This window comes from Phyllobacterium myrsinacearum, from assembly GCF_014138285.1.
Lineage (GTDB): Bacteria > Pseudomonadota > Alphaproteobacteria > Rhizobiales > Rhizobiaceae > Phyllobacterium > Phyllobacterium myrsinacearum_A.
In genome coordinates this window covers 463,755-484,154 of sequence record NZ_JACGXN010000003.1, presented here as the reverse complement: position 1 = coordinate 484,154, position 20,400 = coordinate 463,755, and the positions used below count along the sequence as shown (strand labels likewise).

The following is a 20,400-nucleotide window of genomic DNA, read 5'->3' as shown; positions in this document are numbered from 1 at the left end:
TGGCTCCTGCACGCGTTCGAGGTGAGCGCATGGGATGACGGCGGACTTTCGTCCGGTGAGCCTTACCGAGTGGTGATGGTGGGGTTAACTCGCGGCGACGACGGTTCAACCGCTTTCGTAGTTCATGGCGTCACCGATCTGCGCACAGTGTTGCCGCCAGCATTCTTCTGCCTCCCCGCGCAGGCGCTGAACGGTTTGTGCTTCCGCTCGCTGCTCCCCCCAGGCCGTGCCCGGTGCCTCGCCCTCCGTCGGCATCTGCGTAATCCGCCGCCCCTGTCTGAATACTGTAAGAGAGTTGGAGGGCAGGCGTTGCCAACCCTTCTGATCTGTCAGGGGATAAGATGCGATCAGCGTGGCCGCAAACGGTGCTTCGCCGGCCCATTCGGTGCGCTCCAAGGTATGTAGCACTGTATGAGCGTGGACGAACACATGCTCGCCATCGCTCATGATGAAGTTGAACAGGCCGAGATTGTTGACGACTGATATCTGACGTACGAGACACGCGACCAGACGGTCTATGTCGATCGGAGCATCGCCTTTCGGTAGACCCGGGCGCACTCCTTCCAGAAGACTACAGAAGGCCCGTTCCGAAGGACTTTCGCCGATGGGGCGAAAGAACCCCAACTCCAGATCGGTATGCTCGAGCAAGGCGCCGTCATGCGCTAGCACCCAGGACCGCCCGCCCAGCTCACGCTCGAACGGTTGGATATCGGCGACGGTCACGCTTCTTCGCACGCCCTCTGCCCTGTTGAGGTGCGAGATGGCAACCCGGGTATGAAAGGCGTTTCCTCGAAACGGAGAGTGAAGGGCGGTTTGCGCAAAGGGGCGCGTTTCCTTGAAGATTCGGGCCGCTTTACCGTCGAAGACGGCAACCCCCCATCCGTCGAGATATCCATGAACGTCTTGGCCACGGGGCTTCAAGAGAGCGAAGTCAATTTCGGGATCGATTTCCTCGCTCGCGCTGAATCCAAACAATCCGCTCATGAGCAGCCCTCCATACCGACACGGTCATTAAGTCCAACTATCATTCAATCATTATCTTGAATAATAGTATGTTGGCGGGAATTGGTCAAGACCGCATCAATCGATGCGGTCGGCCGAGGAGCGCGATGGGACAAACCGCTCGGGAATCAACCGGTCTGGCCTGTTTGGTTCAAGCGTCTTCGACGCGCACCTGGATCGCCGCTGACGCGACGCGACCCAGTCAAACCGATGGGATTGAGTTTAGGCGGCGGCCTGTTCGACCTGAAGATCGGCGGCTTTCCAGTCCGGGAAGCCGGACGCGAGCCGGCGCACGCGAAAGCCCCTGGCTTCCAACATCTCGGCCGCCGTGGTGGAAAGGACGCAATACGGCCCTCGGCAATAGGCAACAATCTCGTGGCTGGAAGGCAGCTCCGTCAGCCGCTGTTCCAATTCATCCGCCGGGATGTTCAGCGCGCCCGGCAGATGGCCGAGGGCATATTCCTCCGAGGATCGGACGTCGAGCAGCGTCACGCTGCCTGCCGCCAGACGTTCAAGCAAATCTTCGCGTGAGATGGAATCAAGCCGGCCGTTGGAATTAATCGGATCGGAGACAAGGTCACGGATCTCCGCGCGGGTATGCTCGGCATAGGCGCGTAGGGATGCCAGAACCGTTTCGATCGGACCGTTTCCAAGCCGATAGAGTACGCGCTTGCCCTCGCGGCGGGTTTCGACGAAGCCAGCCCGCCGCAGGAGTTGCAGGTGTTGCGACGTGTTGGCGATCGTGAGGCCGGTGAGATCGGCGAGCCGCTCTACCGGCCGCTCCCCTTGTGCGATGTGTTCCAGGAGCATCAGTCGATGCGCATGGCCGAGCGTGCGGGCGATCTCGGCCAGTTCGGAGAAGAGCAGTGTGTGAGCGTCGTTTTTCATCATTGACAGAATACTATAATCAGATAATCATTCAAGCAACTTATTGATTGATCTGCGTGTTGCAAGCAGTAAAAGGTGGCACGTTGCGACGGAGATGACCGGTGGACAATGAGGTGTTGAAAGGCGTCATCGCAACTGTGTTGCTTGGGGTTGGCGCGACCTTCGTCATGGATGTGTGGGCGCTCCTGCAAAACCAATGGCTTGGCATCCCGTCCCTGGAGTATCGGCTGGTGGGTCGCTGGATCGGCCATTTCCCAAAGGGGCGGCTCATCCATGACAGTATCGGCGGGGCGGAACCGGTGCCTGGTGAGGTGGCGGTGGGTTGGGCCGTGCATTACGCAATTGGCATCGTGTTCGCCGGAATTCTGGTCTGGGCTTGGGGCTTAGGATGGTTATACCGGCCCTCGATCGCCCCGGCGTTGATCGTCGGTATCGGCAGCATTGTTGCACCGTTCTTCATCATGCAGCCAGGTCTTGGCGCGGGCGTCGCTGCCTCGCGGACACCCAAGCCATGGCTCTCCAGGTTTCGCAGCTTCGTCGCCCATACGTCCTTTGCGATCGGGCTTTATCTTTCGGGGCTGGTGCTTTCGCTGTTCATGAACCTGGCTCAATTCTAGGGGCAGCGGCATGGCGAACCCGCCTCCCATGATAGAGCTTTGCCATCTGCGCTACTTCATTGCCGCATCCGAATACGGCGGTTTCCGCAAAGCTGGCGCGTCTGTCTTTAACCGCCACAATTGCGCCGTCTGCCTGACGCTCGCTACCTGATGCAGAAGTATCTCTTCCGACCCATTTTACCAACATTGGGACAAAAGATCTGAATGCCTTGTCGGATTAGGTCGGGCTCGATCGTCTTTGAGAGGATAATCAGCGAAAGCGAACCACACCTGTATTCCACTATGGAGAAGAAGACGTGCTAATTATTGCTGGACATTTCAAAGTTCCGTCTCCTCAGCGACAGACTTTCGTCGATGCACATGCAGATCTGGTTAAACGGGCACGTGCCTATCCAGGCTGCCTCGACCTGTCCATCAGCGAAGATCCTCTCGACCCGTCGCGTGTCAACATGGTTGAACTCTGGGAATCCGAGGCCGTGTTGGAGGCTTGGAGGAAGATCTCAAACCCGCCAAAGACAGGTATCAAACTCGAGGACGAAAACGTGCAAAAGCATCTTATCAGTCGCTCAGGGCCTCCCTTTTGAGGTGAGAAAGTCGAGCCCACGAGCTCGAGATCAGCCGCCTCAGAATCGCGAGACGGCTTGCCATCACTCCCGGAGTGGGCTTGCGGCTCCGGTTCCAGGCGATAATGCAAGGCATACATGACATCGGGCATTCCAGATCAGTTGGCCTGGCCGAGCAGACTGTATCTTCCGATGACATTATTGGTGGGATGAAGGGAATGCTATTCGCGGTGAAGGCTTTTTGGGATCCGCCTCAGCCAAAGCGTCGCGGAACTCCTGCAGACTGTGCAAAAACTCTGAGTGTTGAATTTCCTTAGGACATGATATCGAAATCATGCGCGTGCCGCGACACTGTTCTATCGTCAGCGCAATGGGCTTCCGTGAGGAAACAATTTCTTCCAGACTCGATGGCGCGTTTCCGCGCAGTCTGTCTGGATTTCGCACAGTCAGGACGCCCGTCGACTTCTGAACGTCGAGACATGCTTTCTGCTTGCGCACCGGGGACTACAAAAACGCCTCGCTCCCTTTTTTGAAGTGTCGATGAACAAGTCCCGACAGGGATCAGCCTCGCAGGCGCGAAGACGGTCAAAGCCTAGACGCTCCACCACTTGCCCCAGAGCAATCGCTACAACAGATCGCACGTTTTCCGCGACTTTATGCGAAACGACCGGGAACAACAGAAGTGAGAGTTTATCATCAGCCTCAAGAACGCGTAACTCCGGTGTCACGCCACTCAGCAGGAGGTTAAGATGTTTCAGCGCTTCGGCATCTGACGGTGCAAGAAATACAGCCCTTACCTGCTCTCTGACAGCATGAACTTCCGCCAGGTCATCATCTGCTATCGAACGCTCGACAGGCATAGCAGCGCTTTCAAGAAACCGCCTCAGATCGCCAGTGGTTGCCATCCGCTCCGGTTCGGACAGGGCGACATCGTAGGTGTTGGCCAGCAACTCCGGCAAGCCTTTATAGGTATGGGGTTTTGCGTAATCCCTTTTATCCATTTTGGACGTTACTTTTCCGTTCGCGTGTGTAATCTTTATTCAGTGGTATAGAGATTACATCGGAAAGGCAACTTATGACCACTCACAAGCCGGTCCTAAAGGATCGACAATCACAGGCAGCGGTGGCCATGTCGATTGTGCAGACCGTCCTGGCCGATCTAAAACAAGTTTCGCGGGAAGTGCGGATTCTGCTCGTGGGGCAATTTCTCATGAATGCCTCGAACTTCACCGCCTTTCCGTTGATGGCTGTCTATATGGCAGAGCATTTGGGGTTCTCTGCAGCGCAGATCGGCACTGTCTTGACGTTACACCTCGCCAGCGGCCGCGTCCTGCCGATTGTCACAGGACCTCTGTCCGATCGTTACGGATTCCGGTCGTTCATGGTCGCAGGACTGGCATTGAGGGCGGTGGGCTTCTTCGGATTCGGCTTTTCCACCGGCCCCATCGCGATTACTATCGCCACACTTACGATAGGGTTGGGAACAGCATTTTATGAATCGGCCGTCTATGGCGTTTTCGGACGCCAACCTCAGCAGATCGTGGCACGTGTCTTTGTGCTCAACAACCTGTCTCTTAATCTCGGAGTGATCATCGGCCCAATGTTCGGAGCGGCGCTGCTCGTATTCAACCCGGTCTATCCGTTTCAGGCAAGCGCGGTGCTATTCGCGGTCCTGGCTCTATGGAGTATTCGATTAGGTTATCTGGACTGCCTCTATGTCAGCCGTTCTTCTCTAACAGGGAGTTGGCGGTCGGTTACAACCAACACCGTTTTCCTGTTCTTCCTTGCAGCCACTTTTGCATGGTGGTTCCTGTTTTCGCAGCTTTTTATTCTGTTCCCCCTTCTAGCTAGCAAACTCGCAGGCTCGGACCTTGGGGCCAGCGCGGTCTTTACGACGAATGGCATTGCCGGATTGCTTTTCGTGGGGCTTTCGCTAATCGCTTTCAAATGGGTTTCCGAACGATGCATGCTCTTGGCGTGCTATGTTGCGCTGATCGCGATTTATGGAATGGCGGGATGGCGCGACGGTCTTGGGTGGCTCTTGTTCATCGTGGCAGCCTATACCTTGGTCGAAACCCTCATTCTGCCTGCGATTGAATCGATCACGGCGGAACTCGCCGAGGATGGGAAGCAGGCCACCTCTTTCGGCGCGCTAGGCCTCGCCTGGGGAGCGGGCGGCAGTCTCGGAAACTACGCCGGAAGTTGGCTTGCCATGGAAAATGTTGAGCCTTTCTTTATATGGGGCACCCTTGCAGGAGTGGCGGGGTTGGGCTTCCTCCTTACGCTTACGTTCGTCAGTATGTCGCGGAAATCTTACAGACCACCTGAAAACTCCGCCGAGGATTCCGAATTTTAAAACGGCATGGCAGAATTGGCCATGGCACATTTATCGGGGATTGATTGCTCCCGGATGCTACTGCTACCTGAGGCGGTGGACCTTATGCCGGGCCGGACAATCCGGTTCGTTTCATCGAGGCCTTCGTGGATGGGCTCGATTTGCAAGTGGAAAATCTTGGGGGTGAGTTCACATCCCGAAGGACAGCAGGGCTTGATTGCAACAGGTTCTTCTGGCAAATGACCCGCGCTTGTGGGAAAGCAAGCATGGGACCCGGTAAACGTCTACCTTTGATAGCAGTCGCTGCCGGGTCTTACTTGACAAGGCTTATAGGCTGCGCGACTTTTGGTTCGTTGTAAGTCCAGAGAGCTCACAGCAATGAGGCTCGGCGTTCCCCAATACCCTGCGCCGGGCCTCATTTCTTACTGCATCCTATTTCTTGGTGATCGCGTTCAGCTCCGACGCCTTGATTGCGGCAATAATCATTCCACTGGTTGTCGAGGGTAAGGAGCGATTTGCAGCATCAATCATCTCATTGGTAGGATGCATCAACACTTCGCGGATCGTTTCAATGGCGGTACAAGCATCATCTTCGTAGTTCTTGCGTACGAACAACGGCAAATTATCCCAGTCAGCAGCCTTCCCATGGCGTCGCTTGAATAGTTCTTTTGCCACTTTATTCACCAACGCCGAATATTCTTCTCCCTGCTGTTCAAACATATTACCCCTCTATTTTTTATAATTTTTCCTCATAGAAGAGGATTCTTCCGGAAAGTGCTACATCTGTTTATACAAGATGATATTTGTTCCGGACCGAGTAGTTCAGTTCATCGATGAAACAATCTTGCCGCTCACTCGACTGAGTTTGCCTGTGTGACACCGTGGGCTGCACCGGCAAAGCAGGATTCGAGCGGTTGAGCTCTTTATCAAGCTCGGCAAACGTGTCAATGCCACCATTCATCAGCTGGGTTACCCAACCAAGAATGCCTCGAAGAGCTGGCACCGCGAATACGAGCAGCGCCTGGATTTGCCTGTGGGGTATGAGAAAAGCGTCCATCCGCAAGACGGATGGCGCCATATGATTGCAACGCGTAAGAAGCAACGAGGGAAAGCCTTCTTGATTCGCAGGAGTTTACATCGCGCCCAAGCTCTCAGTCAGCCATAACAACATGGGCAAAGCAGGATGAGATTTCTTTGTTTGCACCAAGTCGGCGAGCCCATTTTATCAAAACTGGTTTGTCGCCGTCATCGGCGATGCCACCCCATACATCAACAAAGACCGATGCCCCGGACGAGTTATCAAAGAAGAAGTATCCAGGATCGGCGATGGGCGTCGACGCATAGATCACCGTCCACGTACCGGATTGGAGAAAAGCATCAACTTCGACTTTTGCAGGTTTCACTTTTCCCTGAAGGCTCTTGGCAATGAGTGCGGCATAATCGTTTTTTCTTTGCTTGGTAAGCGTTTGATCAACACCGGCACAAGAATCTGCAGCCGCAGCGGACTCGCTGAACGACAGACTTCCGGCCATTATTCCGGCGGCGACGACGCAGAATATTGATTTCATAGACAGTCCCTTATTGAATGCCAGATTCGTGACGAAAACCGTATTCCATTTTTGTTTCGACGACAAAGTCTAACCGCCTTTATTTGCATTGTCGGCTTCCGTTTTGGTTCGCCTTGAGGGTTAAAACAGCACTGCGTAATGTCTCAGTGTGAAAATGATCAACGAGGCCAAGGCAAGCATTGCAAGCACGGTATGCCAACGTTGGCTCCTGGTGATAAATGCGACGATGCAGATCGAGACAATCAAAGCCGTTTGAAGCTTGTATTCGATACCAAGTTTGGTCAGGTGGTCTCCGCCCTTCAAAAGGGTGTCGATAAGGTCAGTAAGGTACAGCACAATCAGCAGACCAAAGAACCAAAGCCTGCGGGACAGGAAATAGTCCCTGTATCCTGTATATTCCTCCATACTGTCTGGATAAAGCAGGGTGCATAACAAGAAATATAGGCTCGAGTAGAATATGACGAACAGATATTCTTTGAAGGTCCATACGGAAATCTCTCGCAGATCGAACTCGAACCACCAAAATCTCGCTACCGAGAACAGCATAAAGCCGACCCAGAGGAGATGTGCGTAATAAACCGACAGTTTTTTCGGGTGTTGAATGAACCGTGCCGTTCCTGTCAGCAGTCTTGATACGCATAGACCCAGAACAATCCCCATGATTGTTCTGATATGGGCGAAGGCCTCCGGTGACGGCGCAGTAGACAATAAATGTTCGTTCATGAGGAAGCCTTGGTGATCCGATTCTGCTGGTATTAGACAGGCACCAACGAGGAGCACCTTCGCGTATATCAGCAGCGATATGCTTCGTTTCCCTTAATGGGGCAAGAACAAGAGCTGTTCCCCCAGACACGCTCTCATGACCGTCATGGTGGTAAGATCGCATAAAACTGCAGCACCGATTTTACATCGATGTCGTAAAACCTCAACCTGACAGGTGTGCCGCGATCCGCTCGACGCCTCCTATGGCACCAGTCCGAGCCAACCCATGAGATGTCTTGGCGTCTGGAAGCGAGTGAGGTCGCCAATCTCGGTGACGAGCGTAGCCGCTATCACCAGGCCGATGCCACGTAGTGCTTGTAGAGCCTTAACGAGCGGCGCTGGCGACCAGCCTTCCATCGCTTCCTGAAGCATGTGGTCCAGGCGATCACACCTGGCCTGTGCCTTCTCAATGCGCCGGACGCCTTCACCGACGACGAACTGCTGATGAGGGGAGCCAAAAGCTTGCTCGCCCAACCATCGCCAATGCAGCCGTGTCCAGTTCGTCTTTCCGGGAAACTTGCGCCCATGCCGTAGCAGAAACCCAAGCAGCATCTGCCTGGCCGCCACCAGATCGCCTTTCGCCTGACGCCGTGCTCTGACCAGATCGCGCATCGCCTCATGGCTCTCATCCGGGACCCAGATGGCCGTCAGCTCTCCCGCACGCAGCGACCGAGCAAGCGCAACGGCGTCTCGCCGATCATTCTTGATCCGGTCGCCGCGTTTCTTCGGCATCATCGATGGAGCGATGACATCGCACGATGCACCGGGTTGTCGAAGTTGCCGGTAGATTTCGTACCCGCATCCGCCGGCTTCATAGCAGAAATGCAGTTCGACACCCGAGCCGGAAAGCCGATCGAAAAGGCGTCGGATGGCTTCGCGTGCGTTGGGGATCGTTCCATAGAACCTAACTTCGCCGTCGCGGGTTGCGTCGGCAATTGCCACCGCAACAGTTTCCTTGTGAACGTCAAGGCCAATGAATTTCGTCTGCGTCATGGTCACTCTCCTGGTTGGTGGCATGGACAGCTCCTATGCTACCAACCTCCCTCCACAACCGGGAGGGAATGACGGTTATTGGGTCTAAGCTAATATCTCAATATATACAGTATGTTGACCACTCTCGTTTAAAAATCTTGGGTGCCATTCAAGGCTTTAAAATGTCGTCAGCAATTGTGAAAATGAGCTTTCTGACGTTCAAAAACCATCAAATATCGTTTTCAGGCGCAACGCGTTTGCATTTGTTCCGCGCTATCGTGTCCAGGGGAACAGTTCTTGTTCTCCCCCATATTGATTGCCCCAGATGCGCTACAGATCTTAGTCGCGGGCTGAAGGAACAACAACCCAAGGCGGAATTTCCTGAAATCGCTTCCTCGGGCCCGATGGTGCGAATGGAACAAGTTGTCCGATCCGGAATTTAACTGAAAATGGGGAAATTCCATGACAGTGCAACAAACATTGGCTTTTGTGGTCATCGCTCTGATGATGGCGGCTTTTCTGTGGGGAAAGTTGCGTTACGATATTGTTGCAATGTGTTCGCTCCTTGTCGCGGTCTTGGTCGGTATCGTTCCGTATAACAAGGCTTTTAATGGGTTTAGTGATGAGATTGTCATTATTGTGGGAAGTGCCCTCGTTGTCAGTGCTGGCGTCGCGCGTACGGGTTTAATGGAAGCTGCCGTACAGCGCTTTTTCCCTTCCTTAACGTCCGTCAGGGCGCAACTTGTGGTGCTTGTTGTGGTCGTTACTGTCCTCTCCGCATTCGTCAAGAATATCGGAGCCCTGGCAATTATGATGCCGATCGCATTTCAGTTTGCGCGCAAATCGAACGTATCTCCTTCTGTTTTTCTGATGCCCATGGCGTTTGGAGCTCTGCTCGGCGGGTTGATGACGCAGATTGGTACATCGCCCAACATTGTTGTGTCGCGCGTGCGGGAGGAGATGGTTGGTCAGAGTTTCAGCATGTTCGACTTTACGCCTGTTGGGGCAACCCTTGCGGCAGTGGGTATACTCTATCTCGTGCTGTTTTATTGGCTGGTTCCCGTACGCACGCGAGAGGACCTGTCGGCTGATGAAGCGATCGAGATACGCAACTACGTGTCGGAGGCCATTGTTCCAGACGGTGCCTCGGCGATTGGCAAGACTGTAGTTGAAATTATGAAGGCTGCCGACAAGGGTGCCCGCATCACATCGATCGTCCGGGGCGAACGTCGGATTACACCGCTCCCGGATTCAATTGTTGTCGAGGGTGATGTCCTTATTCTGGAAGGTGATCCGAAGGCACTCGATGCAATCGTCAGCACTAGCAAACTGGTTCTGTCAAAAGACCGGATTCCTTCGGAAGGTCAAAGCTCGGCCGAGACGGAAGCCATCGAGGCAGTCATAACCGATACATCTCCATTGATCGGGCTATCAGCAGCCGAAATGTCGCTTTTTCACCGGTACGACGTCAATCTGTTGGCTGTCAGCCGGCAGGGCGAGCGCATTCAGGATCGACTGGGAGAGATCAGGTTTCAGCTTGGCGACGTGATCGTGTTGCAGGGAAAAGACAATCTTCTTCCAAATCTTGTGCGGGAACTGGGTTGTCTGCCTCTTGCCAAACGGACCATTCTGCTTGGGAGTGTGCGCCGCGGGCTTGTCCCGCTTTTCATATTGTTGATCGCAATTGGTACCACTGCTTTTGGACTTCTTCCAGTTTCGATCGCTTTCTTTGCTGCGGCAGTTGCAATGGTTCTTTTCAAAGCTATCCCGATCCGCGATCTATACTCCGCCATCGATGGCCCAATCCTCGTCATGCTGGCTGCGCTAATACCGGTGAGTGACGCATTGCGAACCACGGGTGGTACAGATGTCATCGCCCATCTCTTGACGGCCTACGCTCACCAGCTTCCATCGTACGCGGCACTTGGCGTTATTCTCCTTGCTGCTATGGCGGTCACGCCCTTTCTCAACAATGCTGCCACTGTGCTGGTTATGGCGCCTATCGCTTCCAGTTTTGCCGTGGGGCTTGGATACCGGCCCGAGGCCTTTCTGATGGCGGTGGCTATCGGTGCCGGTTGCGATTTTCTGACGCCGATCGGACATCAATGCAATACGCTAGTAATGGGACCTGGCGGTTATCGCTTTAGTGATTATCCCCGGCTGGGCTTTCCACTGTCATTGATTGTCGCACTGACAGCAGTGCCCACATTAATGTGGGTGTGGCCGCTCCGGTAACAGCTCACTGTTTGTCTTCAGCAAAAAGCAGCCTGTCGGCCAAACTTGGCACCGGCGCAACGAGCACGGAAGAAGAACCGGAGATGTATGACACAAAATATCGCGAAACGATCCGCCGCTGCATAAATTCAAGCAGGATCGGCGCCCATCACCAAGCCTTCTATATCGTGCTTTTGAGTGATCGGAACGAGGGTTTCAACTACTCGGCAAACCAGATGCTTCCTGGCGATGGCCGGCAGTTTATCATACCAATCCTGTGTAACCATCATGTCGTGCAGTTCGGCGTGACCTGCTCCGGGCGCATCCACACCTAAGACCATGACCGGCCGCGCAATAGGGGACCTGTGTTCTGTTCCTCGATGCATTGTCAGTGCAGACCGGCAGGAAATGTCGCCACGGCAGGGATATTTTCGCGCGGCGCGATCCTGAAACCTTTGCCAAAGGGACTTATCCGGAAACATTTCATGCTTCCAGGCCCGGCCGTCGTCAAATTGTGTGCCGGGGGCGATTTCGAAAGGCCCCATATCCTCAGTGACGTCGACGCCTGTCAGATTAAATGCAAGGGAAGTAATTTTGCGATTGTCATACGTATCTGCAGGTGACGGAAAATCCCGATGCCACGGCTGGTACTTGGCCCCCTGGAATGGAACATCCAGGCCGATCTCCACAATCTGAAAGTCAGGACCAAGCACATCAGTGCAGATTCCCACGACCCAGGGATGGGTAATCAGATCAACGAATCCCCGAAAGGCTTGCGGATGAAGTTCGACATACCAACGCCGTGGACCGCGACCGACCGCACCGCCCGGCCTTTGAATAGCCTCCCAGAATGCTGTCATCATGTCCTCACGCATGGCATCAGCCCATTGCGCTGTAAATGCGCCTTTCAGGCCAACAATGCCGTCGATGTTCAATGTGTCGACGTTCGCCGCGATATCAAAAGTCTGCGTCATTTGTTCCTCCTCCTTGTGATGCGGCAAATCTACTGGTAACAATAAATATTAGTCAAGCTAATAATTATTAGGTCAAGGTGAATCGGTGACAGAAAAGCGGCAGACTTCCCGGGTGACGATGGCCGACGTGGCGAAAGCAGCGGGCTGCTCGCAGGCAACTGTTTCCCTCGTGCTTAACGAGGTCATGGAAATCAAAATATCGCAGGAGTTGAGGGCACGCGTTCTGGCGTCAGCTCGTAAACTTGGCTATGGCCAGGCAGGCCCGATAAAGCGGTCTGCGCTCGAGGGTATCCGAGGATCATCGATTGGGTTCATCGTGAACCAGCTTACTACGACCCCGGAAGCGATCAATGCCATAGAAGGAGCAAGGCAAGCCTCCTGGGAACATAACGTGACACTTCTCATTGCGCAAACGCTTGATCGGCCCGATCACGAGGAGATGGCAGTTGAGAGGCTTTTGCGAGCAGGTGTGGACGGCGTCATTTACATGTCTATTTTCACGCGCCGCGTTGATATGAACCCGATATTCAAGAGGCTTTCTGTACCACTCGTGCTGCTCAATTGTTACACGACAGACGGCGAGTTTCCTGCTGTGGTACCGGATGAAGTCGAAGGAGGGCGGCGGGCAACAGCCACCTTGCTTGAGCTTGGACATCAGCGTGTCGCGACGGTCACTGGCGAAATGTACATGGACGCAGCCCAGGCGCGCCTGGTGGGTTACAACAAAGCCCATGCTGAGGCGAAAATCGAAACCAATCCTGACTACGTCACTGGTGGAAACTGGACGCCCTCTTCGGGATATGATGCTACCCGGAAACTTATGTCACTCAAGTATCCTCCAACAGCGATATTCTGTCAGAACGACAAGATGGCTTTAGGCTGCCTTAACGCACTTTTTGACTTGGGGTTAAGAGTGCCGGAGGACGTTTCCATTATCGGATACGACGACGATGAGATTTGCCGTCACATTCGGCCGCAGCTATCGAGCGTCGACCTGCCGCATCGCACAATGGGCGCGTGGGCGGTGGCAGAACTGTTTCGCCATAAGCAACGGGTCCCTCATTATGAAGTGACCAAAATCGATTGCGCGTTCATTGCCCGCTCATCGTCCACGCTTCCCCCGCCCCTGTTCACCACAGATAACCTCTAATCCGCTATGCATCGCCAGCATGCGACTGCAATCGTGACGTGGTGAACAGGATTAGTTGCCTATATTGTCTGGATCAGAATCCAGCGTAGCCGCCCACCCGGTGCGACCGAGCCTTGATTTCGAACGATTTATCCGTAACCTCGGCCGAGCCCGACCGCTTTCCAACTGTCGATAGCGCACAGCCGGCTGTCAGATTTCCACCCCGTCTTGGAAATTGCAGTAACCTAAGCAGACCGGCGACTGTAACGGCCGAAATGCGGGCGCACACCGGCCGAGGTCGGCACTGTCGTTAGGCCGAGACAGTCAAGTGCAAGTGCGCCTTTGTTGTCTATTCGACCTCGCGAAATGGGGCTGTGACGGCACCGGCGAGTTCGCCGGGATGGCACGCATTAAAGACCCCCTCCATCCGCCAGCATGTAATCCGCCACGCTGTAGCAATGGCTCGCCTGATAGGCGTTCCGCCCCCGGTTCATGTGCGTCAGGTTGAACGTACGAATGGCGCGCACCATGCGGTTGCTCGTGAGGAATTTGCGGATCGAGACAGAACCGTGCACATTGATGCCGAAAATGTCTGCACCACGCGGGAAGAAATAACTGACGTGCTCTGGCATCGCGACGCTTTGCTCGAGCAAGGGTTCATCCACCCGGCCCGGCGTGGCCGAACGATCCGTCGTGAAATCCGAAAGATGCACGATGAATCTGGCACGGATATCTTCGTCGTGGGCATAGAGCGTGAAAAGCTCCATCCAGCTCGCATTGACGCGGACGAGCGGCTTGTCTGAGGTCGACGGCAGACAGGAAACCGACCAGTAATAGCGCTCGGTCTTGCGCGGGATCGGAATGCAGTTTGGACCGTACAGCCCGAGAATCTCCAGTACCTCTCCTGCTTGCGGGCGACCAAGCAGCTTCTCAAATCGAGCCATATATTTGAAGCGCTGTTCAAGGGACTCCAGGCGATCGCCCGTGTCCGGCAAGTCGATCTTGCCCTCTATCCAATCGCGCTGCTGCTCAATATCAAGGAATTGCCGCAGGCCGGTGGTTCCAGGCCGAGAGGTTGCTATCATATCAGAAGCCCTGCGAAATTCGTGTGTTCATCATCGACCGACTCTTGTGCTCTCGCTCAGAAGTTTGCGAGTCTGAGCATCGGGCCCAATACGCCTCCGAATGATACCGCGCAGATGGTGAATTTGGAACGTCTGCGCGACCACGAGGTGAAAGTCGCATATTTGTTCGCCGTTTTGACAACGGCTCAAGTCTGGTGTTGCCAGTGCTGTCGAGCGGGCGCTTCCTTCGATCTACCTGACGGTCGCAACGGAGCGTGAAGCAGTCGTCGTCGTTTGACCACTTTCATTTCTGTTCTCACCAAATCGTATAACCATTCGGAACTAGAGTGAATATTTAGCTAGTCTGCAATGCACACTCTGTTCGAGACATACTATCGGAGAGACAAGTTTCCGTTGTGATCAAGCATGTTTTTCGACCCACATGCGATCGGCTTTGACGAGCGCATTGGCGGTGACGAGAAGCTTGCGCATAACCGCGACTATGGCGATTTTGGCGGGCTTGCCCGATGCAATGAGGTGCTGATACTTTTCCCTGAGGTCGGGGTTAAAGCGGGCCTCAACGAGAGCGGGCATGTAGAGTGCGCGTCTAACATTGGCCCTTCCGCCCTGAATGAAACTTCTGCCTTTCCACTGTCCTGATTGGCGGGCGACGGGAGCGAGACCCGCCAGGGATGCGGCCTGTTTATTATCAAGTGATCCGAGCTCTGGCATAGTGGCGACCAACTGGTTGGCAGTGCGTGGGCCGAGACCAGCTATGCTGGAGATAATCTCATGCCGGCGGGCAAGTTGCGGATCGGCCGCAATGCTTGCTGCAAGTTCGACATCGAGAGCGGTTATATGCTGATCTATCTGATTAAGGCGTTGCTTGTGCTGACGCTTTAGAAGCGGAATCGTCAGGTTTTTCTCCTGGTTTTTGAGCGCGGTTCTGTCACGCATCAGACCATCGCGAGCGCTGATCAGTTCGGCCAACCTTGCCTGTTCAAGGTTTATAGCCGGCTGCATGGTGCTAGCCATGCGGGCCAACATCACTGCATCGATCCGGTCGGTCTTGGCCAGGGTTCCAGCTGCTTGGGCGAAGCGCCGCGCACGAGCTGGATTGAGCTTGACGCAAGGCAGATCAGCCAGAGCTTGCTCGAGTTCCCGGTGGTAAGCACCAGTCGCCTCATATGCCACGCGCTCGACGGACCATTGTCCCAGCCATGCAATTAAGGCTTTATGGCCGCTGGCAGTATTGGCAAACTGCCGGTTTCTGCCTGCAGGATAGGCATGAGCATCGAGTGTTGCTTTTGAGATATCGATGCCGATGGTTTGTGATAGGGTGTCGCTCATCTTTTCCGCTATCCTATTCTTGTCATCCGGGCCCCGAAGCCCCGGTTTCCGTTCAGGCCTGATGGAAAAGAAAGGGGTGATCACACTAATCGACGGTCCTCAACGACCGAGACAACTTCGATCCATCCCCTTCCGTCCGATCCGGGATGGCCATCCCGGATCGGACATCTCTTACTGGACCAAACGGACTGGAAAGTCATAAGACAAGGCTAGACTCATTTACCTTTTTCGCGTGAAATGTTCACATGGCAAAAGTACCGCGTCGGTCATCTGCCAAGCCTCTTCTCAGGGACATTAAGCGTCCACTATGATTTGGAACAGTTCTTGTCGCCGCCCCATGAATTTACAGACTTAATTCCGGTCGTACATCATGCGGTCGCAACAATATCTCGGCTTTTTGGCTTCTCCGAACGCTCTTACTGCGTGGCCGTTACTACTTGCCCTAGTTCAGCCAATTCTCGACCCGCAGCGTCCGGATGCGCGTGAACTCTCCCGTATTGGCCGTCACCAGAACAGCTCCTTGTGCATAGGCATGAGCCGCTATGAAAAGGTCATTAGGGCCGATCGGCTTTCCAGCGGCTTCCAGCTCAGCACGGATGCTTCCGTATTGAGCGTCAGCGGGCACGTCAAACGCGAGTACCTGCAGGCTGCCAATGATTGCCTCGATCTGAGCAAGCAGTCTCGGTGATCCCTTCTTGGCACAACCGTAACGTAGTTCTGCGGCGGTGATGATACTTATGCAGATTGCGTCTGGCCCAACTTCCGCAATGCGCCTGGTGACAGCACCGTGCGGGTTACGGGCCAACTCGGAAACGATGTTGGTGTCAAGCATGTAGAGGTTCTTCAAAGGACGATATCCCTAAGCGGCAACAGGGTATCGTCAATATCTGGAAACTGATCTTCCGGCGCGAGCGGCTCCAGCTTTGCGAGAACTTCCAGCAGGTTCTCCCGGTGTACCGGCTCAAGGATGAGCCGATCGCCTTCCCTGCGAATCATCACCCGGTCACCGGGAAGCTCGAAGTCGGCAGGGATACGCACGGCTTGGCTCTTGTTGTTGCGAAAAAGCTTGGCTTCACGTGGAGGCTCTTGCTCAAAGTGTTGTGGCATCCCGATCTCCTTTGCATATACATTAACATATACACTGAGGGTGGACCTATTTCAAGGTGCCCTTATAGGGTCTCATTCATGCACTATGCGGGCGCCAAGCCTGCGCCCGTTGGTAGAACCCCTATCGCGTGCAGCACTCGTAAGTAGCGGGTAGCTTTTTCCAATGCACTGGCGCGCTCCTTATACGCAGGTTGGAAAACATGCGAGGTGAGTTCAGCGTGAACGCACTCGCCTCACAAACTTGACCATCAGAAATTGCTCCGTATCACTCTGTATCCCGAGCGCTAAGATACTCAATGTAACGCAATCCATTGGATAGTTATTTCACTACAAGCTTTCGTGGGTATTGTAGACATCTGCGCTACAATCGAAATCGGTGAAAATCGGCCCTTATGGGCATTTTCAAACGAAGCTTTTCAAAGCATCTGCGGCACGTACAACCAATCTATTTTTCATGACTTCCGAAGTTATACAAAGGTGGTACGCCCCTGTTTAGACAGTACGTTTCTTTAGGGGTTCATAGCTCTCCCGCTAGAAACTGAGCTTGGCCGTGTCCAAAACTCCAATCAACGTCTTGGTTAGCAATCTCGGCGCTAACACTCTGTTAACCACAGAAATTGGGGAAGAACCGTTTGGGCCGACGCGTGCGTAAGATTGACAATCTAAAACTGCAAAATCGTACAAGTTTCTTGAAAATTTGCTGCTATCAGCTCCGCTTTTTCCCTGTCAATTTTCGCGTCCGGATTGAGCAGGTGAGAGGAGAAACACCTGCCATATCCTTGGAAATAAGGATTTTGGGAGGAATACCAATGCTAGTTAAGTCTTATTATGCTGCGCTTTTGGGCGGCGCCACTCTGCTCATTTTTGCAAATTCTGCCAATGCGCAAATCTGCTCCAGCACTGTACGGGTTCTGGCACAGCCACGCGACAGTCTCACCCTGCTTGAAAGTTACAAGGATGAATTCAAGAAGCTTTCGGGCGCATCATTCGAATTTGATTATCTGAATGAGAACGACCGCCGTGCCAAATCCCGGGCGGAAGCAGCGACGACGGGCAAGTACAATGTCTATTACATTGACGAAGCCAATGTCGCACTCTTTGCGGAATCAAAATGGATCGTGCCGCTGCTCGATTACTATCCCTCAGATGTCAACTTTGACGATTTCGATGCGGGGCGCAAAAAGGTTGCCAGCTACAATGGTGTTGCATATTTCGCACCGGTCCAAGGTGGCGGTGATCTGCTCTACTATCGCAAGGACGTTCTGCAAGCAGCCGGAATGACACCGCCCAAGACATTGGAGGAATACGAAGCGGCGCTTGCCAAGCTGAATGATCCGGCCAAGGGGTTTTATGGCACCGCCTTGCGCGGCGGTCGCGGGTCGGGCGCTAATGTCTGGCGCTGGATGACCTATTTCAAGGCGTTCGGCGGACAATGGTTTGTCGATGGCAAACCCGCATTCAACTCTGATGCCGCCATGAAGGCCACGGAGACCTATCTGCGGCTCTTCAAATATTCAGCGCCCGGCACGCAGACAGGGAGTTGGACGGAAGTCACTGAAGCATTCAACTCCGGCAACGTGGCTATGATCATAGAGTCGAGCCCGCTGGCGGGACAGACGGAAGATCCGAAGCAATCGTCCGTTGCGGGCAAGGTGGGCTATACTGTTCCACCGCGTCCGTTGGTTGGCGGCGGCTACGGCCACGGCCTCGCCATTGGGGCAAAGGCCAATGCGGATGAGGCGGCAAGGAAGTGCGCAGGCACCTTCATCGCCTGGGCGACATCCAAGCAAAATGAAGAGCGGCGGCTGGAGCAGGGCATTTTCGGCGATATCAACCGCACCAGTGTCATCAATAGCGATGCATTCAAAAAGAAATACGGCGCGGAAATAGGCAGCGCGCTGAATGAAACAGCGCAGTACACGGATGTCAATTTCTGGGTCAACGCCGACTGGCCTGATCTTGGTGATCGCTGGGGTATTATCCTGGAAGAGCTGATCACCGGCACGCGCACCGACATCAAGGGTGGTCTTGATGAGCTTGAAGCCTACGCCAACAAGCTGATCGCCCGCCGCTGAAACACGGCGACGTCCCCCCGCCGTGCTGTCTGGGGCTTTGCATCATCACCCGTGTGAAGCCCCAGGCCCTCCAACCAATTGTTTAAATATTGGATTGCCGGAATGAAACGGAAAACAAGTCTTCCCGCGGTTTTTCTCATACCGCCCTTGATCGTGCTCGCCATATTGGCGTTTGTGCCGACTATCGCTGCGGTGAACATCGCCTTGCAAAACCGGGAATTGAGTTTCCCGAACAGCAGCTATGTCTGGTTGTCCAACTTCATCGATCTGTTCGGTGACCGGCGTTTCATCAATGCCATATGGATATCGGTGATCTGGGAAGTGGTAACGGTCACTGCCACCATGCTGGTTGCAGTGTTGTTGGCGATCTTCCTCTTCGAGAGAGCGTCACCGCGCATGCAAAACCTCATTTCCATCCTGTTCATTATTCCGGTGATGCTGCCGCGTGTATCGGCGGCATTCGTATGGAAATTCATGTTCAATCCGCTGTTTGGCCTGATCAATTATCCCATCAAACTGCTGACGGGCGCACCCATTGATTTTCTGTCTCTGCCTGCAACCGCGCTGGCATCGGTTGCGGTTGTCGATGTGTGGCAGTGGGGACTGTTCTTTTCAGTGATCATTCTGAAACTGCTTCAAACGCTGCCGCCGCAGCCGTTTGAAGCAGCGCGGCTTGACAATGCAAAAACCTGGGAAGTGCATTTTTATATCGGCATTCCCATGCTTGGCGCGCCGCTGATCAGTCTCGTCTTCGTCAAGATGGTCGAGTCACTGCGAGCTTTCGACCTTATCTATGTCATGACCCGCGGTGGTCCGGGCATCGCGACGGAAACGCTCGACATGTACGCCTTTTCGCAAGGCTTCGTCGAAGCCGGCAAGATCTCCTATGCCTCCAGCATGGCTGTGCTGATGATGGTGGCCACGATCATTGCTTTCACCGTTCTGTGGAAATGGGTGCGCAAATGGCAGTAAAGTCAAAATCACCGGTATCGAAGCTCGTGCTCGCCGGCCTCGTTATCATCGCCGTTTTCCCGATTTTCTGGGTATTCCTGAACTCGTTCAAGCAGTTGGTCGATATTGTTTCGACGACGCCCAAGTTTTTCTTCACACCAACGCTCGATAATTACATCTATGTGTTGGGACGTGAAAACGTCCAGCACGGGCTGATCAATTCGATTGTCATTGCGGGCTCGTCAGTCTTGATCGGGGCAGCGCTTGGCATTCCTGCGGCCTATGCGGTTGCGCGTTATCCCAACCGCTTTTCAGACGACATCCAGTTCTTTGTCCTGTCACTGCGTTTCCTGCCGCCTGTGGCGGTTGCAATACCGCTTATCGCCATCTGGCTGGATTTGGGACTTTACGACACCCGAACAGCATTGATTATCACCTATACGCTTCTCACCATGTCAACGATCATCTGGCTTTCCATTCCGGCTTTCAGCCGGGTGCCAAGGGAGATCGAAGAAGCAGCAATTGTCGATGGCTACGGTCCCTATGCCGTATTCTTCAAAGTAGCTCTTCCCGTGGCCGCAAAGTCGTTGATCGGTGCAGTGATCTTCAGCTTCATTCTGGTATGGAATGAATTTCTCATCGCGCTGATGCTCACCACATCCGATGCCAAGACCCTGCCGATCATTGCTTCGGAATTCACCCTGCTTGGACGCAATGTGCCATGGGGCATTCTCAATGCTTCGGTCATTGTCCTCTCCTTGCCACCCCTGATTTTTGTTGGCGTCATGAGCGGGTTCATCAATTCAGCACTCAAGAAAAAGGACTAAGG

At 54.1% G+C, this 20,400-nt stretch carries 21 protein-coding genes; 9 read left to right on the top strand and 12 right to left on the bottom strand.

What is annotated here, in order from left to right:
* Positions 1 to 105: 105 nt before the first annotated feature.
* Both FHW16_RS14585 and FHW16_RS14580 read right to left on the bottom strand, forming a co-directional pair.
* Entirely contained in the window at positions 106 to 984 is an 879-nt protein-coding gene (locus FHW16_RS14585) for a class II glutamine amidotransferase (RefSeq protein WP_182549911.1), read from the bottom strand.
* A 240-nt stretch (positions 985 to 1,224) separates the two neighbouring features.
* The gene (locus FHW16_RS14580; RefSeq protein WP_182549910.1) at positions 1,225 to 1,893 is read right to left on the bottom strand and encodes an ArsR/SmtB family transcription factor; all 669 of its coding nucleotides are present in this window, start codon (positions 1,891 to 1,893) and stop codon (positions 1,225 to 1,227) included.
* A gap of 98 nt (positions 1,894 to 1,991) precedes the next feature.
* Between FHW16_RS14580 and FHW16_RS14575 the strand changes: the two genes are divergently transcribed.
* From FHW16_RS14575 to FHW16_RS29290, 3 genes are all read left to right on the top strand, one after another.
* Positions 1,992 to 2,507, top strand: coding sequence for a DUF2938 domain-containing protein (locus FHW16_RS14575; protein ID WP_348643891.1), 516 nt, complete (start codon positions 1,992 to 1,994; stop codon positions 2,505 to 2,507).
* A 10-nt stretch (positions 2,508 to 2,517) separates the two neighbouring features.
* Positions 2,518 to 2,658, top strand: a complete 141-nt coding sequence (locus FHW16_RS14570; protein WP_182549909.1) for a hypothetical protein — start codon at positions 2,518 to 2,520, stop codon at positions 2,656 to 2,658.
* Between the two features lie 145 nt (positions 2,659 to 2,803).
* The gene (locus tag FHW16_RS29290; RefSeq protein ID WP_182549908.1) at positions 2,804 to 3,091 is read left to right on the top strand and encodes an antibiotic biosynthesis monooxygenase family protein; all 288 of its coding nucleotides are present in this window, start codon (positions 2,804 to 2,806) and stop codon (positions 3,089 to 3,091) included.
* Positions 3,092 to 3,516: 425 nt separating this feature from the next.
* Here the strand turns inward: FHW16_RS29290 and FHW16_RS14560 are convergent, their stop codons facing one another.
* A complete protein-coding gene (locus tag FHW16_RS14560; RefSeq protein ID WP_182549907.1) occupies positions 3,517 to 4,071 on the bottom strand; it encodes a CGNR zinc finger domain-containing protein in 555 nt (184 codons plus the stop codon).
* A 74-nt stretch (positions 4,072 to 4,145) separates the two neighbouring features.
* On the opposite strand from FHW16_RS14560, the gene FHW16_RS14555 reads away from it, so the two are divergent.
* Positions 4,146 to 5,426 carry an MFS transporter gene (locus FHW16_RS14555; RefSeq protein ID WP_182549906.1) on the top strand — a complete coding sequence of 427 codons (1,281 nt, stop codon included), beginning with the start codon at positions 4,146 to 4,148 and terminating at the stop codon, positions 5,424 to 5,426.
* A 411-nt stretch (positions 5,427 to 5,837) separates the two neighbouring features.
* On the opposite strand, the gene FHW16_RS14550 is transcribed toward FHW16_RS14555, so the two are convergent.
* The 4 genes from FHW16_RS14550 to FHW16_RS14535 all read right to left on the bottom strand — a co-directional run bounded on the left by FHW16_RS14550 (position 5,838) and on the right by FHW16_RS14535 (position 8,728).
* Positions 5,838 to 6,125, bottom strand: a complete 288-nt coding sequence (locus tag FHW16_RS14550; RefSeq protein WP_182549905.1) for a hypothetical protein — start codon at positions 6,123 to 6,125, stop codon at positions 5,838 to 5,840.
* A gap of 431 nt (positions 6,126 to 6,556) precedes the next feature.
* Positions 6,557 to 6,973 carry a hypothetical protein gene (locus FHW16_RS14545; protein ID WP_182549904.1) on the bottom strand — a complete coding sequence of 139 codons (417 nt, stop codon included), beginning with the start codon at positions 6,971 to 6,973 and terminating at the stop codon, positions 6,557 to 6,559.
* 120 nt (positions 6,974 to 7,093) lie between these two features.
* The gene (locus tag FHW16_RS14540; protein ID WP_182549903.1) at positions 7,094 to 7,696 is read right to left on the bottom strand and encodes a hypothetical protein; all 603 of its coding nucleotides are present in this window, start codon (positions 7,694 to 7,696) and stop codon (positions 7,094 to 7,096) included.
* Between the two features lie 240 nt (positions 7,697 to 7,936).
* Complete coding sequence (locus FHW16_RS14535) at positions 7,937 to 8,728, bottom strand: IS110 family transposase (RefSeq protein ID WP_182549902.1); 792 nt, start codon at positions 8,726 to 8,728, stop codon at positions 7,937 to 7,939.
* A gap of 441 nt (positions 8,729 to 9,169) precedes the next feature.
* Here FHW16_RS14535 and FHW16_RS14530 point away from each other — a divergent pair, with 441 nt between their 5' ends.
* On the top strand, positions 9,170 to 10,942 hold the full coding sequence (locus tag FHW16_RS14530; protein ID WP_182549901.1) for an SLC13 family permease: 1,773 nt from the start codon (positions 9,170 to 9,172) through the stop codon (positions 10,940 to 10,942).
* Positions 10,943 to 11,070: 128 nt separating this feature from the next.
* Here FHW16_RS14530 and FHW16_RS14525 read toward each other — a convergent pair whose 3' ends face one another.
* A complete protein-coding gene (locus FHW16_RS14525) occupies positions 11,071 to 11,895 on the bottom strand; it encodes a phytanoyl-CoA dioxygenase family protein (RefSeq protein WP_182549900.1) in 825 nt (274 codons plus the stop codon).
* A gap of 85 nt (positions 11,896 to 11,980) precedes the next feature.
* On the opposite strand from FHW16_RS14525, the gene FHW16_RS14520 reads away from it, so the two are divergent.
* The gene (locus FHW16_RS14520; RefSeq protein WP_348643890.1) at positions 11,981 to 13,045 is read left to right on the top strand and encodes a LacI family DNA-binding transcriptional regulator; all 1,065 of its coding nucleotides are present in this window, start codon (positions 11,981 to 11,983) and stop codon (positions 13,043 to 13,045) included.
* A 389-nt stretch (positions 13,046 to 13,434) separates the two neighbouring features.
* On the opposite strand, the gene FHW16_RS14515 is transcribed toward FHW16_RS14520, so the two are convergent.
* From FHW16_RS14515 to FHW16_RS14500, 4 genes are all read right to left on the bottom strand, one after another.
* Entirely contained in the window at positions 13,435 to 14,109 is a 675-nt protein-coding gene (locus FHW16_RS14515; protein ID WP_182549899.1) for a hypothetical protein, read from the bottom strand.
* A 399-nt stretch (positions 14,110 to 14,508) separates the two neighbouring features.
* Complete coding sequence (locus FHW16_RS14510; RefSeq protein WP_182549898.1) at positions 14,509 to 15,438, bottom strand: IS110 family transposase; 930 nt, start codon at positions 15,436 to 15,438, stop codon at positions 14,509 to 14,511.
* 442 nt (positions 15,439 to 15,880) lie between these two features.
* A complete protein-coding gene (locus FHW16_RS14505) occupies positions 15,881 to 16,285 on the bottom strand; it encodes a type II toxin-antitoxin system VapC family toxin (protein WP_182549897.1) in 405 nt (134 codons plus the stop codon).
* On the bottom strand, positions 16,282 to 16,545 hold the full coding sequence (locus FHW16_RS14500) for an antitoxin (RefSeq protein ID WP_182549896.1): 264 nt from the start codon (positions 16,543 to 16,545) through the stop codon (positions 16,282 to 16,284). The genes FHW16_RS14505 and FHW16_RS14500 overlap by 4 nt, the downstream gene beginning before the upstream one ends.
* Positions 16,546 to 17,354: 809 nt before the next feature.
* Between FHW16_RS14500 and FHW16_RS14495 the strand changes: the two genes are divergently transcribed.
* From FHW16_RS14495 to FHW16_RS14485, 3 genes are all read left to right on the top strand, one after another.
* Positions 17,355 to 18,620, top strand: a complete 1,266-nt coding sequence (locus tag FHW16_RS14495) for an ABC transporter substrate-binding protein (RefSeq protein ID WP_182549895.1) — start codon at positions 17,355 to 17,357, stop codon at positions 18,618 to 18,620.
* Between the two features lie 102 nt (positions 18,621 to 18,722).
* Complete coding sequence (locus tag FHW16_RS14490; protein ID WP_182549894.1) at positions 18,723 to 19,592, top strand: carbohydrate ABC transporter permease; 870 nt, start codon at positions 18,723 to 18,725, stop codon at positions 19,590 to 19,592.
* Positions 19,583 to 20,398: a carbohydrate ABC transporter permease gene (locus FHW16_RS14485; RefSeq protein WP_182549893.1), complete on the top strand. Its 816-nt coding sequence runs from the start codon at positions 19,583 to 19,585 to the stop codon at positions 20,396 to 20,398. The genes FHW16_RS14490 and FHW16_RS14485 overlap by 10 nt, the downstream gene beginning before the upstream one ends.
* Positions 20,399 to 20,400 lie beyond the last annotated feature (2 nt).

Excerpts from the sequence above, each read along its gene's own strand:
- FHW16_RS14585 (WP_182549911.1), bottom strand. The coding sequence starts at position 984 with ATGAGCGGATTGTTTGGATTCAGCGCGAGCGAGGAAATCGATCCCGAA.
- FHW16_RS14580 (WP_182549910.1), bottom strand. The coding sequence starts at position 1,893 with ATGATGAAAAACGACGCTCACACACTGCTCTTCTCCGAACTGGCCGAG.
- FHW16_RS14570 (WP_182549909.1), top strand. The coding sequence starts at position 2,518 with ATGGCGAACCCGCCTCCCATGATAGAGCTTTGCCATCTGCGCTACTTC.
- FHW16_RS14560 (WP_182549907.1), bottom strand. The coding sequence starts at position 4,071 with ATGGATAAAAGGGATTACGCAAAACCCCATACCTATAAAGGCTTGCCG.
- FHW16_RS14555 (WP_182549906.1), top strand. The coding sequence starts at position 4,146 with ATGACCACTCACAAGCCGGTCCTAAAGGATCGACAATCACAGGCAGCG.
- FHW16_RS14550 (WP_182549905.1), bottom strand. The coding sequence starts at position 6,125 with ATGTTTGAACAGCAGGGAGAAGAATATTCGGCGTTGGTGAATAAAGTG.
- FHW16_RS14545 (WP_182549904.1), bottom strand. The coding sequence starts at position 6,973 with ATGAAATCAATATTCTGCGTCGTCGCCGCCGGAATAATGGCCGGAAGT.
- FHW16_RS14540 (WP_182549903.1), bottom strand. The coding sequence starts at position 7,696 with ATGAACGAACATTTATTGTCTACTGCGCCGTCACCGGAGGCCTTCGCC.
- FHW16_RS14535 (WP_182549902.1), bottom strand. The coding sequence starts at position 8,728 with ATGACGCAGACGAAATTCATTGGCCTTGACGTTCACAAGGAAACTGTT.
- FHW16_RS14530 (WP_182549901.1), top strand. The coding sequence starts at position 9,170 with ATGACAGTGCAACAAACATTGGCTTTTGTGGTCATCGCTCTGATGATG.
- FHW16_RS14525 (WP_182549900.1), bottom strand. The coding sequence starts at position 11,895 with ATGACGCAGACTTTTGATATCGCGGCGAACGTCGACACATTGAACATC.
- FHW16_RS14515 (WP_182549899.1), bottom strand. The coding sequence starts at position 14,109 with ATGATAGCAACCTCTCGGCCTGGAACCACCGGCCTGCGGCAATTCCTT.
- FHW16_RS14510 (WP_182549898.1), bottom strand. The coding sequence starts at position 15,438 with ATGAGCGACACCCTATCACAAACCATCGGCATCGATATCTCAAAAGCA.
- FHW16_RS14500 (WP_182549896.1), bottom strand. The coding sequence starts at position 16,545 with ATGCCACAACACTTTGAGCAAGAGCCTCCACGTGAAGCCAAGCTTTTT.
- FHW16_RS14495 (WP_182549895.1), top strand. The coding sequence starts at position 17,355 with ATGCTAGTTAAGTCTTATTATGCTGCGCTTTTGGGCGGCGCCACTCTG.
- FHW16_RS14490 (WP_182549894.1), top strand. The coding sequence starts at position 18,723 with ATGAAACGGAAAACAAGTCTTCCCGCGGTTTTTCTCATACCGCCCTTG.
- FHW16_RS14485 (WP_182549893.1), top strand. The coding sequence starts at position 19,583 with ATGGCAGTAAAGTCAAAATCACCGGTATCGAAGCTCGTGCTCGCCGGC.